We start from the raw sequence: 12,548 nt of genomic DNA, 5'->3' as shown, positions 1-12,548 counted from the left end.
TCTGGCATGACAGAACTCCATGGCCTGCGTCGTCGGTCCGTTCGAGCTTGTGCCGAGGGGATCGATCAGACACGATGGAGGATGGCCGCAAAAGACATAAGGAAGCCATTAAGATTTTCGGATGGCTGTCCGGAACGGGAGAGAAGCAAGGCGCTCCGCCAGAGATCAGGGAATCCGCGGCGTGTTCCTTTCCAGATGGCGGTCGCTCTTGACGTGCTTCAGACACGGTGCGTTGAGTTGCTCGGCAGCGAACCCATTTGGAACATGCGCCTTTGCCATACGCTCCGGATTGTCCATCCAGCTCTTGGGTACATGCAATTCGTGGTCAATGAAGCTTGGCGGCGCGGCGCGATAAAGCAGGCGACGACGCAATCTGGCGGTTCATGATCTTGCCCGCCGAGCCCGTGTATTGCCGCACGAGCCGCAGGGGGGCTTTGCCCAGCCTCAGGAACCCTGTCTCGTCGATGAGAACCGTGTCGTCATCGGCCAGGGATTTCGGGCGCGTCATCGCGCACGATGCCGCCCAACGCATCCGCGTCCCAGCGTGCACGGCCAAGGATCACTTGTTGTCGCCACGGCCCCGAATCGCCGGCCGCCTCGGCGAGCATCCAACCGGTCTTGCGGCGCTCCTCGCCGAGCAAGTCTAAAGCGATCCAAATGTCCAGTCGCGAAACCGAGGCTCCCAGAGCCAAGAGAGATTGATCATGGACGAACTGACGCTCCTTGGTAGCGCCGATCCAGGCGCCGTTATTCGGGGCTACGGCCGCCGCACCCGACGAACCCGCGCGCTGTTCGAGCCGCTTCTCGAACATCAACAAATCCTGCGCCGGATCATCGACGCCGGGCTCGGCGAGTGGATCGGCTCAGATTGCTGGACTTGCGAACCCCAGACGCCGTCCGTTAACGCGCTCTCATCCGCCGGGAGCAATTGCCGGCCCGCGAGGCGCTGCACCGACGGGACGACGAATTGTGCCATGTGCTCGACGCCAAGGCCGACGAGAAGATGGTCTCCGTGCTGCTGTCGATCATGCTGGACGGCTTCCCGCGCGGGATGATCCCCGAACGTCCAGACTTATGCCGACGCGGCTCTCCTGGCGCTCGGCGAGATTGTTCTCTCGGCCCAAATCCTCGCCGCCGCCATTGTTCGCATCTGGGGTAAGGACCGTTTCCCGCCCACCATCGCCGATCTCCTCGACGAGTTCAAGCGCGCCCGTCAGGCGGCGCTAAACGCCCGGCGCGTCGTCGCCAAAATGATCGCACTGTTGGATAACGCGGAGGAAGTTATCGCGTTTGCAGGCAGGCCCGGGTCGCATGATTGACCATCCCCTCGCCGTTCTCATGCACTGCCGTCAAGCGCGGCGGCGAGGCTCGCGCCAATCTTATCTGCAGCGAGACGGACTGGGTCGGCGTCGAGATGCGCGTAGCGCTGCGTTGTCGCAGTTTGCATATGGCCTAGAAGCTTGCCGACAATCGGGAGCCCAAGCCCCGCCCCGGCTCCGACGCTGGCAAAGGAGTGGCGTAGATCGTGAATGCGTAGTCCCTCAAGGCCGGCGGCCTCTGTAACGGCAAGCCAGGGCTTCTTGAGGTCGGCTCGCGGGACATTGGGATTGGCGCCGGGAATGACGCAGTCGCCAACGCGTTCTAGCGAGCTTAGCACCATCATCGCCGGCGCATTGAGCGTGATTGTCTTCTTGCCGGTCTTCGAGTCGGGCAAGAACAAAAGCCCGCGGTCGAGGTCGACATGCTCCCAGCGCAGGTGGAGGATTTCTCGCAGGCGCGCCCCGGTGAAGAGCAGCAGTCTCAACGCGGCGACCCCTTCTCGGAACCGCCCGTCGCCTTCGAAGCGTCGGAATGCTTCCCCGAGCCGCCCCAGCTCCTCCTTACTCAAGAACCGTTCACGTCGGCTTTCCGGAAATCGCTCGATACGGCTCGCCGGATTATACGCTTCGGGCGTCAGTCCCATCCGCTCTCCAAACGAATACATACTGGCGACCACCGCCAGCAGCCGGTTGGCCTGATAGGGCTGCTCCCGCATGGACAGATGGAGGCGCGCGAGATCGGGCCGTGACAAATCATGCACTTTGCGGACCCCATGCTTTGGAACGAGATAACGCTCGATTAGGCTTCGGTAGTGAATGGCCGTCGTTCCCTTCCGTTTCGGCCCGACATGCTCCGCCAGAAATCGACGCGCCAGCTCCGCGACTGTTATCGCCGCGCGCTCCCGGCGTCGCTCTTCCGCCGGATCGTGCCCCATATGCACCTCCGAGAGCGTCGCCTGCGCCAGCCCCCGCGCTTGTTCCGGGGTCAAGGGGCCAAACCGGCCGACCGCCACAAATCGCTTTCGCCCGGCAGCCCGATATCGGACCAGAAATGTCTTCGTGCCCGAGGGCTCGACCCTCAGGCCGAACCCTTTGAGGGCGCTATCCCAGATGACATAGCGCTCGGCGTTTGGCGCCGCCGCGTCGACGACGCGCTTCGTCAGCTTCGCGATTCGCTTGCTCATCTCGCCTCCTTCGGTGACCAAATGGTGACCACATGCAAGAAAGTCGCTGGCGGCAATCGGAAACAATGTCGAAGATAATGTCAATATAAGTCAATATGATATCGCACTGTGGCGGGGAATCGGATAGTGCCGGATAGGCGGAAAATGAGACTTTTAATCAGGGGGTCCCGGGTTCGAGCCCCGGCGCGCTCACCACAGGCTCAGCAACCTAAGCTTAGGACGAGATTTCCACGCTGCGCGCAGTATGGCGGGCGCTCGCAATTTATTCCTCCATTGAACGCGCCGCGCGAATCGATATGAGTCGCGCAATGATTTTTGGTTCCCTCACTGCCGGGCGGGCGCTGCGATGACGCCGTCCCCCAGGATTTCCATCGACCTCGGCGCCCGTGCTGGCGGGGCGACGGCCCTGCTGGATCTCGAGGAGCTGCTGACCACCCGCCTGCTGGTGCAAGGCAATTCCGGCTCCGGCAAGTCGCATCTGCTGCGCCGTCTGCTGGAGCAGAGCGCGCCATGGGTGCAGCAGGCGGTCATCGACCCCGAAGGCGATTTCGTCACCCTGGCCGACCGCTATGGCCATGTGGTGGTCGACGCCCAGCGCAGCGAAGCGGACCTCCAGCGCATCGCGGCGCGTGTGCGTAAGCACCGGGTCTCGGTGGTGCTCAATCTCGAAGGGCTCGAGACCGAGCAGCAGATGCGCGCCGCCGCCGCATTCCTCGGCGGCCTGTTCGAGGCCGAACGCGAGATGTGGCATCCCGTTCTGGTGGTTGTGGACGAGGCGCAATTGTTCGCCCCCACCGCCGCGGGCGAGGTGTCCGACGAGGCCCGCAAGGCGTCGCTCGCCGCCATGACCAATCTCATGTGCCGCGGACGCAAGCGCGGCCTCGCGGGGGTCATCGCGACCCAGCGCCTCGCCAAGCTCGCGAAGAACGTCGCGGCGGAGGCTTCCAATTTCCTCATGGGCCGCACCTTCCTCGACATCGACATGGCCCGCGCCGCCGATCTCCTCGGCATGGAGCGCCGTCAGGCCGAGATGTTCCGCGACCTGGAGAGCGGCAATTTCGTCGCCCTCGGCCCGGCCCTCGCGCGCCGCCCGCTCCCCGTGCGGATTGGCCCGGTGGAGACCTCGGCGCGCTCGACGAATCCCAAGCTGGCGCCGCTGCCGGAGCCTCTGGCGGCAGAGGACGCCCATGATCTGCTGTTCACCCCCGGCGCCGACGAGGCCCGCCTCTCGGTTCCGCGCCGGCCTGCGATGGTGACGCCAACAGTGGACGTGCTGGCCCAGCTCGCCCGCAGCGCGCCGCCGTCGCCGCCGCCTGTCGCCGAGCCGCCGCCCGGCCTGTCGCCTGAGGAGCGCCAAGCGGCGATCGACGCGGCGGTCTGCGATATCGTGAGCGAGGGCGCCGGCGAGTTCCGCGCCGCCGCGGCGCTATACCAGGACTTTTTGGCGCGCTGCCGGATTCGCCGGATCGGCGGCGAGCCGCTCAGCCTGGCGTCGTTCCGCCGGCGACTCGCGGCGGCCCATGCGGGCGTCGACCTCGCCGAGGCGGAAGCGGAGGGCTCTCCTTGGGCCGAAGTGCTGGCCATGGCGGACGCGCTGCCGGAAGACTCGCAGGGCGTGTTCCTCTCCCTTGCGCGGGCGGCGTTCGACCGCCGCCCCTGCCCCTCCGACGCAGAGGTCGCCCGCGCCTATGGCACCAACTCCCCCCGGCGGGCGCGCCGCCTTTTGGCTTATATGGAAGAGCGTGAGGCGATCGTCTGCCGCCTCGACGGCCTGGGCAGGCGCATCGTGGCTATTCCCGGCGTCGCGTGGGAAACCGATCCAGGCGATCCCAACGCCGCGGAGAGCGCCGAGGCGGCGCCCGCAGACTGAGCCGAGGGCATGCTCCGCAGGCGACGCGGCCCGGCTTATCGCCGGTCCGCTCGGAACTGCACCGGCACGTCGAAAGACAATCCTTGGTCGGCGATTACCGCGGGGGGCGGCGGCACGGGGTCGGCGCGCTTCATCATGGCGAGCGCGGCCTCGTCGAAGAGCGGCAGGCCGGAAGAGCGATTGACGCTATAGGCCAGCACGTGACCGAGCCGATCGAGCGTGAAATGGACGCTCGCTTCCGCCGCACGCCTGCCCCCGCCCGCCGGATAGCGTTTCGCGCGGTTAAGATGCGCCATGAGCGCCTTTTGCCACGTCAGCTTGACGGCGTTCACCGCCGCATCCGCGCCTTGCACCGGCGCGGCGGGGCGATCTGCGACTTTCGCAGCTTCCGATTTCGGCGGCGCGGTCGCTTCGGACGCAGCGGACTCGCTCGAAACGACCTGCTGGGCCTGCTGCGACTTTTGGTTTTCGACCGGCCGTTCCGGTTTGGCGTCGCGCGACAATTCTGCGTCCTCCGCCTCGGCGCGCGCAATTTGCTCTTCGGTGCTTTCCTTCGTTTCGGCGGAGGAGACGGAGGGCGCCGCGGCGGCGGATTCGTCGGTGACGGGGCCAGGCGGCAGATCGGTCGGCTCAGTCTCACGCGCCGCGACGGGTTCGAGTGAAAGCTCGATTGCGGGCGCGCCGCTGGCGTCGTCTTCGATGTCGCCGCGCAGGGTGAGGAGCGCCGTAGCCGCGCCGCCGACATGCAGGAGCATCGCGCAAAGCGCCGCGAGGCTCCAGAGCCTGTTGTTGGGCGCTTCGTTTCTCAGAGCCGTCGCGCCGCTCATTTCACGGCGCTCGCGTCTTTGCCGCCCGCATCGAGCGCGACAAGCGCAACCTTCAGAAAGCCGCCGGCGCGCAACCGCTCCAGCACCGCCATCATCTCTCCATATGGCACCGCGCTGTCGGCGCGCAAATAGATGCGTTTGTTCTTGTCTCCGAGCTGACGTTCCAGCGTCGTGACAAGATCGTTGCGCTTGACCGGCGTGTCGCCGATCGCGAGCGCAAGATCGGATTGGATCGTCACATAGACGGGCTTGTCCGGTTTCTCGTGCGGCGCGGCGTTGGAGGCAGGAAGATCGACGGGAAGATCGACGGTCGCGAGCGGCGCCGCGACCATGAAGATGATCAGCAAAACGAGCATCACGTCGATGAAAGGCGTGACGTTGATCTCATGCGTTTCCTGAAGGTCGCCCTTGCCGAGATGCGCGGCCATGGTCGTTTACTCCGCCGCCTGGATCTTGTTTGCATGATGTCCGCGATCAAGGTCGCGGGAAACGATGCGCAGCAGCTCACCCGAGACATTCGAGACGAGTTCGAGATAGGCGCCGGTCTGGCGCGCCAGATGGTTGTAGATCAGCACCGCGGGAATAGCCGCAAACAGGCCGACGGCCGTCGCGAGAAGCGCTTCGGCGATGCCGGGCGCGACGACGGCGAGATTGGTCGTCTGCGCTTTCGAAATGCCGATGAAGCTGTTCATGATGCCCCAGACTGTGCCGAACAAGCCGACAAAAGGCCCCGTGGAGCCGACGGAAGCCAGCAATCCCGTCCCGCGCTTGATCGACAGCGCCTCGGCGCGTTCGACTTCCGCAAAACAGGAGGCGATACGCTCCTTGACTCCAGGTCCGGAGAGAATGTCCGAGGACAGCTTCAGTTCCCGCGTTGCTTCGGACAGAAGAGCGGCGGTCAAACGATCTGCATTGCCCAAGGCAAGTCGCGCCTCCGAAAGTCCGCGCGCTTCGGAGAGCCTGGCGATCGCGTCGATGGCGCGCTGGCGCGCGCGCTTCAGCTCGATCGTCTTGGCGATCAGAACGGTCCACGTTCCCATCGAGGCGAGCAGCAAGCCGATCATGACCACTTTGACGACGATGTCCGCGTTGTAAAACATTGCCCAGACGGAAAGGTCGTGAGTCTTGGCTGCGTCGACTGCGCGCGCAGCCGAGGGGCTTTGCGCTGCGCAGGATGAGACGAAGCTCCCGAGAGCAAGCATTCCGAGGAACGCCGATCGCATTATGCTTTTCATGCTTCCGCCCATATCCGAATGAGATTGTGATAGATGCCCGTCAGCCGCACGCAAGCCGGGTCGCCAGCGCCAAGCCGATTGCTCAGGGACTGGATCGCTTGGTCTAAATCGAAGAGCAAAGCGCGCGCCACATTGTCCCGGATCATGCTCTGCAGCCAGAAAAACGAAGCGACGCGCTCGCCGCGCGTGACCTCACGGACGAAATGAAGGCTCGTCGACGGGTAAAGGACCAGATCGCCTGCAGCGAGCTTGACCTCCTGCTGCCCCACGCGGTCCTCGATCACAAGCTCCCCGCCGTCGTAATCTTCGGCCTCCGAGAGAAACAGGGTGCAAGACAGATCGGTGCGAATGCGGACCGCTGCGCCAGGAACGCCGCGAATAGCGTTGTCGACGTGGAGGCCGAAATTGTGTCCCGTGCAATAGCGATTGAAGAGCGGCGGAAATATCTTGAGCGGCAGCGCCGCTGACACGAAAGCCGGCGAATTGGCGAGGGCCTGAAGGACATGCTCGCCCAATTCCCGGGCGGCGGCGCTGTCCTGCGGGAGCTGCAAATTGCTCTTCACGAGCGATGATTGTGCGCCGGCCGTGGCGCGACCATCCTCCCAATCGGCTGCCGACATGGTCTCTCGAAAGAAAGCCACCTGTTGTTTGGTCAATACCTCGGGAATGCAGATCAGCATGGGCGCCTACGCTTCTCCCCAGATTCGGATCAGGTTGTGATAGACAGTCGAGAGCTTGCGCATGTCGGGGTCGTCCCCATCGATACGCGGCGAAAGGTCCTGTATCGCCGTATCGAGATCGCAGATCAGGTCGCGCGCCTCGTCCGACTGTATCATGCTCTGCATCCAGACAAAGGATGAGATGCGCTCGCCTCTGGTGATCGGCGTCAACATGTTCAGGCTGCCAGCGGAAAACAGCACTGCATCGCCGGCGCGGGGCTTGAATTCACGAGAGCCAAACATGTCTTCAACGACAAGATGGCCGCCGTCATATTCCTCGGGCTCCGACAGGAGGAGAGTCGCTGCGAGATCGACGCGGATGCGCGCGCCGGTCATGGCGTCTCCGCGCACCGCATTATCGACATGTGGATCGTAGCGATCCCCCACTTCGTGACGCTCGAAAAGAGGTGGGAAGATTCTCAGTGGGATCGCCGCCGCAACGAATGCCGGACTGGCGAGCAGGGCTGACCCCACCGCCGCCCCGAGCTTGCGCGCCAATTCGGAGTCGGGCGGGACCTGGCTGTTTCGCTTCGCCGTCTTGCTCGCGCCTCCCGACGGCGCGCCGTCCTCCCACGGCGCGCCGGCGAGCGCGTCACGAAAGCGCTGGACTTCCGCCTTTCCGAGCGCCGTTGGAACATATGCGAGCATCGCAAGCCTCCTAGAACTTCACGCGGGCTTCGAGATAGGCGGCGCGACCGGGCGCCATCTGCGCGAAAGGCGCGGCAGTTTGGTAGAAGGAGTCGTAGTAGGTGCGGTTGAAGAGGTTTGTCACCGAGAATTTGAGCGTCGTGTAGGGGCCGATCTTCGCTTCGGTGAAGACATCGAACCGCCAGTAGGACGGAAGTTGCGTTGGCACATTCACGAAGGGATTGCTCGCGGTCGGCGTCGGCCAGCCAAAGGCGTTGAAGCTGGTTCCGCCATTGGCGACGAGATTGTTGCCCCCGTAGATTTTCGAACGGTAGATTGCTTGTCCGCCGAACTCCAGGACGTCGGGATTAAGCCCAAGCAAGTCTCCGAATTTGTATTTGGAGAGCATGCTGAAAGACTGGTGGGCGACATTGGCGAGCTGCAATCCGACATTGGTCGGCGCATAGGAACTCGTCACCTTGGACTCCATCAGGACGAGCCCGCCCATCGCGCTCCACTTTTCCGTAATGTTGCCGGCCAGTTCGAGATCGACGCCCTGAACATAATAGGCCGCATTGCCGGTGGTCACGCCGGCGTTCACTTCGCGTGCGCCAGTCACATCGGTCCGGAACAAGGCCGCTGTCGCGAGCAGATGCCCGAACAGCTCCCATTTGACGCCCAACTCCTTCGCACGGTTGTATTGAGGCGTGAAAATCTGGGCCGCAGTCGAAAGACCGCCGTAATTTGCAGCGCTTCCGTCCAGCTCGGCCCCCACGGGGTTGCTCGATGTTGCGTAAGCCGCATAAAGGCTGACGTTCGGCATCGGCTTCACGGTGAGGCCAACATTGTAGTTGACCATGCCGGAGTGATTGGCCGCGAAAGTCGTATAGGTCTCGTTGCGGCTCGTGATCGTGTAGTCGTCGTAGCGGACGCCGCCGTTGGCGAGAACGAGATCCTGATAATTCGCCGTCTCTATGACATATCCCGACTTGGTGTCGACCGCTATGCGCGTGGGATTGGCTGTCAGATAGGGGGCGTTCAAGAAAGGCAGATATGTTGGCGGCAGATACAGGTTGCCGACAACGCTGCCGTTGGCGGGTCCTGCGGCGTTGAGCTCGGATTGCAAACCGGAATAAGTGTTTCGCGTGAGACCTTCTCGGGAAAACTCGACGCCCGTCACGACCGCGTGACTGACGGGGCCTGTGTTGAACTTGATGTTCGCCTCTGTTTGATTATCCAATACGCTCGTAACCTGATTTCGGCTTTGCGGGCTGAGCGACACGGTCCCCGTAAAGATATTGGCGTTTTGCGCGAGCGTGCCGATATAGTCCAGAACCGATCGCCCCTGACGAAAACGGCTGCTGAGCGTCACGTTTTCCGACACTTTATATTGAGCGGTGAAGGTGCCGAAGTCCTGCTGCGAGGCTTGGAAATCCCGGCCAAGGAGCCCGTACCAAGTGTAGCGCGGCGCCAGATTTTCGGTGACCGGGCGATTGGCGATTCGATTGTAGGGCACGCCAAAGTCCGGCAGCCCACGTAGATAGACGTGGTTATATTCCGCCGTCAGCGTCAGCCCCTCGATCGGCTTGAAAACGACAGAACCCGCGACGCCGTTGCGGTCGTCGACGACATAGCTGCGCCCGGCCACATTGGCGCCCTGATACATGGCGTTGAGGCGCACCGCCAGGATCGGGCTGATCGCTTTGTTGACGTCGAGCGTGACGCGCTTGGTATGATCCGAAAAGCCGCCCATGAAATTCAGATCCGTGAAATCACGGTCGGTCGCCTGTTTGGTCACGATATTGACCGCGCCGCCGGCAGTGCCGCGACCGGCGAATGTCGAGCCGGGGCCGCGCAGGATTTCGACCTGCTCGGTGTAAAAATTTTCACGAATGCTGACGCCCGGATCGCGAACGCCATCGACGAAGATGTCGTTACGCGCGTCAAAGCCGCGAATGAAGAAGCGGTCGCCGAAGGCGTTGCCGCCTTCACCCGTTCCAAGCGTCACGCCCGCCGTGCTGCGGCCAATCTCGCGCAGAGTCGTGGCGTTCTTGTCCTGGAGCACTTCCTTTGTGAGGACGGTTATGGTGCGCGGCGTATCGAGTATCGGCTGCGTGAATTTATTCGACGAAAGTCGAACAGCACGATACGGCGCGACCGGATCTGCATAGGGGTCGGCGTCGGCCGCGCCAACGAAGAGCGGAACGCTCGGCGCGCCGCCCTGCCCGCCTGCCGAAGCCGCGCTCGCAGACGTCGTACCGGCGTTGCGCTCTCCCGCCGATGCGTGAGACTGGGCCGGGTGTTGGGCTGGTTGCGGCTTCGCGGCGGCGACCGGCGTGGGTTTCGGCTTCACGGGAGTGACGACTGGGCGCGGCTTCTCTCGAGGCGCGTCGACTTTGACAGGCGGCAGGGTCGTCGACGACTCCTGCGCCAAAGCCGAGACGCTGACGCCGGTGGCGACAATCGCAGCGCCGAGCGCTTTCGCCGAGGCGCGTTCCGAGAGGCCGGGGAGAGACGCGTGCAATGCTCGGAGCGAAACGGGAGATTTGACCTTCTTCATTCTGAATCCATACTATCTGTGTGCGTCTGCGCCATCGAAGCGCAATGTCTGTTGACTAAAGCTAGTGCTGTAGCTTGCCATTGGTCAATTATTCGCGGGCCTAGAATGGAACTCTTACAATAAGACGCTTTCAGACAGGCTGCTGTACGGATTGTTTTATTTCAAACAAGGTCGATTCCCAGTTAGGAATCGTTCCAGTTAGCAAAATATACTGTCTTCTCGGGGAGGCTTGAGCTCTCGACGAGCCGCGCGAAAGCGGGCGAGCGCGGCCAAGCGTCGAAGCGGCGCGCAAATTTCTCGAAGGCTAGAAGGGCCGATCAGCGCTCACTGGCGAGATTGTCGCGCGTGGCCATTCAGAAGGAACTGTGGGAAGATATCGGGAAATCTGGCGCCATGAGCGTTGCACTGTATATTAACTTGAGCTCGGTAGTCGCGCCGGCTGATTCGCCTCTCGCTCCAGACCTCCGCTGAAGGACGTCGATCCTTGGTCAAGGAACGCACCGGGAGGCCGCGCGTCGCGCGTCAACTGGCCAAAGCATTTTACGAGAAAAATTGGGGCCTTGATGGGAGCTGCTGGTGCGAAGAAGAGGGGCGCGGCGTGTGTCGCGATCGTCCTTTCGACCCTGTCGGCCGGATGCGCTGTCGGCCCTGACTTCGCAACGCCGCAGGCGCCGATCGCCGACGCCTGGATCGAATGGCGCAACCACTCGCTCAAAAGCGGTCCTGCCGAATATCGGGACTGGTGGTGGGTCTTCCACGATCCGGTCCTCGACCGGCTCATCGACGCCGCCTACGCCCAGAACCTGACCCTGCTGAGCGCCGGAACGAAAGTGCTCCAGGCGCGCGCAGAGCTGGGCGTCGCGATCGGAGAATTATTCCCTCAGAAACAAGCGCTTTCCATCTCGACGTCGTACAATCGCTCAAGCAATGCGACCACGCCGTCCCAAGGCGGAAACTCCTCCAAGCTCGGAAATTTCTGGGCCGACAATTGGTCGGCGGCCGCCGTCTGGGAACTTGATTTCTGGGGGAAATTCCGGCGCGGCGTCGAATCCGCCGACGCCACTTACCTCGCCTCGATCGCGAGCTATGACGACGTGCTCGTCACCCTGCTCGCCGACGTCGCGCAGACCTATATCGGCATTCGCACGCTCGAACGCCAGATCGCCATCGCCCGCGAAAATATCACGCGGCAGCGCGAAGCGGTCCGCATCGCGCGCGACCGCTACAAGGGCGGCGCCGCCACGATGCTCGACGTCCACCAGGCGGAAAATGTGCTCGCAACCACCGAGGCGAGCGTCCCGCAACTGATGCTCCAGTTGCGCACCGGGCAAAACGCATTGGCCGTGCTCCTCGGCATGGCGCCGGGCGAGATCGGCGCCATGCTCGCCCCTTCCAGCGGGAAAATCCCATCCGCCCCGGACAAAGTGGTGGTCGGCGTTCCGGCGGATCTGCTGCGCCGCAGACCGGATATTCGCGCCGCCGAATTGAAGGCCGCGGCGCAAAGCGCGCAGATCGGCGTGGCGCAGGCGGAGCTCTATCCGGCGATCAGCATCACAGGCGGCTTCGGCGGGCTCGCATCCACGGCCAGCGGACATAATCTGGCTCAGGCGTTCCACCCTATCGGCCGAATGTTCACCGTCGGGCCGTCGTTCAAATGGAACGTGCTCAATTACGGCCAGATCACCAATAATGTGCGTCTCCAGGACGCGACCCTGCAGCAATATCTGGTCGACTATCAGAACGCTGTGCTCGTGGCGCAGCAGCAAGTCGAAGACGGCATTTCCAAATTCACGCTTTCCAAGACGCAGGCGCGCTATCTGGCGCGCAGCGTCTCGGAGGCGCGCGGCGCAGTCGATATCGCGCTGCTGCAATATCAGCAGGGAACGCAAGACTTCACGACGGTCCTGACCTCTGAAGAAAATCTTCTGACGGCCCAAAACAATCTCGCGGCGGCAAGCGGCAATGTGGCGACCGGGCTCGTCGCCGTCTTCCGCGGTCTTGGCGGCGGCTGGCAGATCCGCGAAGGCAAAGGCTTCGTGAACGAGGCCACCGCTCGCGAGATGCGCAGCCGGACCAATTGGGGCGAGTTGCTATCGCCCGAGGGAGAAACGCCGCCGCCGGACCCCGGTCTGCCTGGGCCCGAGGACCGAGGCCCCACAATCCGCCTGCCGGAATGGTGAGGACGAAGGCAAAAGCAAAGGGCGATT

Annotated in this window: 9 protein-coding genes and 1 pseudogene; 2 read left to right on the top strand and 8 right to left on the bottom strand. The window is 63.2% G+C overall.

Annotation, left to right across the window (positions count from 1 at the left end; all coding sequences use genetic code 11):
* Positions 1 to 246: 246 nt before the first annotated feature.
* Positions 247 to 641: pseudogene (locus tag QNA11_RS17350) on the bottom strand (transposase); the annotation flags it as partial.
* A 695-nt stretch (positions 642 to 1,336) separates the two neighbouring features.
* Complete coding sequence (locus QNA11_RS17345) at positions 1,337 to 2,503, bottom strand: site-specific integrase (protein WP_283483972.1); 1,167 nt, start codon at positions 2,501 to 2,503, stop codon at positions 1,337 to 1,339.
* A 346-nt stretch (positions 2,504 to 2,849) separates the two neighbouring features.
* Here QNA11_RS17345 and QNA11_RS17340 point away from each other — a divergent pair, with 346 nt between their 5' ends.
* Positions 2,850 to 4,373: a helicase HerA domain-containing protein gene (locus QNA11_RS17340; RefSeq protein ID WP_283483971.1), complete on the top strand. Its 1,524-nt coding sequence runs from the start codon at positions 2,850 to 2,852 to the stop codon at positions 4,371 to 4,373.
* A 35-nt stretch (positions 4,374 to 4,408) separates the two neighbouring features.
* Here the strand turns inward: QNA11_RS17340 and QNA11_RS17335 are convergent, their stop codons facing one another.
* From QNA11_RS17335 to QNA11_RS17310, 6 genes are read right to left on the bottom strand one after another with little or no spacing between them, the layout of a single operon-like run.
* Entirely contained in the window at positions 4,409 to 5,200 is a 792-nt protein-coding gene (locus tag QNA11_RS17335; RefSeq protein WP_283483970.1) for an energy transducer TonB, read from the bottom strand.
* Positions 5,197 to 5,628 carry a TonB system transport protein ExbD gene (gene exbD / locus QNA11_RS17330; protein ID WP_283483969.1) on the bottom strand — a complete coding sequence of 144 codons (432 nt, stop codon included), beginning with the start codon at positions 5,626 to 5,628 and terminating at the stop codon, positions 5,197 to 5,199. Before exbD ends, QNA11_RS17335 begins: the two co-directional genes overlap by 4 nt.
* 6 nt (positions 5,629 to 5,634) lie before the next feature.
* Positions 5,635 to 6,423, bottom strand: a complete 789-nt coding sequence (exbB, locus tag QNA11_RS17325) for a tonB-system energizer ExbB (protein WP_283483968.1) — start codon at positions 6,421 to 6,423, stop codon at positions 5,635 to 5,637.
* A gap of 8 nt (positions 6,424 to 6,431) precedes the next feature.
* On the bottom strand, positions 6,432 to 7,115 hold the full coding sequence (locus QNA11_RS17320) for a Fe2+-dependent dioxygenase (protein WP_281929001.1): 684 nt from the start codon (positions 7,113 to 7,115) through the stop codon (positions 6,432 to 6,434).
* Between the two features lie 6 nt (positions 7,116 to 7,121).
* A complete protein-coding gene (locus QNA11_RS17315) occupies positions 7,122 to 7,802 on the bottom strand; it encodes a Fe2+-dependent dioxygenase (protein WP_283483967.1) in 681 nt (226 codons plus the stop codon).
* 10 nt (positions 7,803 to 7,812) lie between these two features.
* Complete coding sequence (locus QNA11_RS17310) at positions 7,813 to 10,341, bottom strand: TonB-dependent receptor domain-containing protein (protein ID WP_283483966.1); 2,529 nt, start codon at positions 10,339 to 10,341, stop codon at positions 7,813 to 7,815.
* Positions 10,342 to 10,904: 563 nt separating this feature from the next.
* Here QNA11_RS17310 and QNA11_RS17305 point away from each other — a divergent pair.
* Positions 10,905 to 12,521: an efflux transporter outer membrane subunit gene (locus tag QNA11_RS17305; protein ID WP_283483965.1), complete on the top strand. Its 1,617-nt coding sequence runs from the start codon at positions 10,905 to 10,907 to the stop codon at positions 12,519 to 12,521.
* Positions 12,522 to 12,548: the final 27 nt, after the last annotated feature.

The sequence above is a fragment of the Methylocystis sp. JR02 genome (genome assembly GCF_030063565.1).
Classification (GTDB): Bacteria; Pseudomonadota; Alphaproteobacteria; order Rhizobiales; family Beijerinckiaceae; genus Methylocystis; species Methylocystis iwaonis.
This window is presented reverse-complemented; position numbering and strand designations above follow the sequence as displayed.

Coding starts and splice junctions, on each gene's coding strand:
- QNA11_RS17345 (WP_283483972.1), bottom strand. CDS start 2,503: ATGAGCAAGCGAATCGCGAAGCTGACGAAGCGCGTCGTCGACGCGGCG.
- QNA11_RS17340 (WP_283483971.1), top strand. CDS start 2,850: ATGACGCCGTCCCCCAGGATTTCCATCGACCTCGGCGCCCGTGCTGGC.
- QNA11_RS17335 (WP_283483970.1), bottom strand. CDS start 5,200: ATGAGCGGCGCGACGGCTCTGAGAAACGAAGCGCCCAACAACAGGCTC.
- exbD (WP_283483969.1), bottom strand. CDS start 5,628: ATGGCCGCGCATCTCGGCAAGGGCGACCTTCAGGAAACGCATGAGATC.
- exbB (WP_283483968.1), bottom strand. CDS start 6,423: ATGCGATCGGCGTTCCTCGGAATGCTTGCTCTCGGGAGCTTCGTCTCA.
- QNA11_RS17320 (WP_281929001.1), bottom strand. CDS start 7,115: ATGCTGATCTGCATTCCCGAGGTATTGACCAAACAACAGGTGGCTTTC.
- QNA11_RS17315 (WP_283483967.1), bottom strand. CDS start 7,802: ATGCTCGCATATGTTCCAACGGCGCTCGGAAAGGCGGAAGTCCAGCGC.
- QNA11_RS17310 (WP_283483966.1), bottom strand. CDS start 10,341: ATGAAGAAGGTCAAATCTCCCGTTTCGCTCCGAGCATTGCACGCGTCT.
- QNA11_RS17305 (WP_283483965.1), top strand. CDS start 10,905: ATGGGAGCTGCTGGTGCGAAGAAGAGGGGCGCGGCGTGTGTCGCGATC.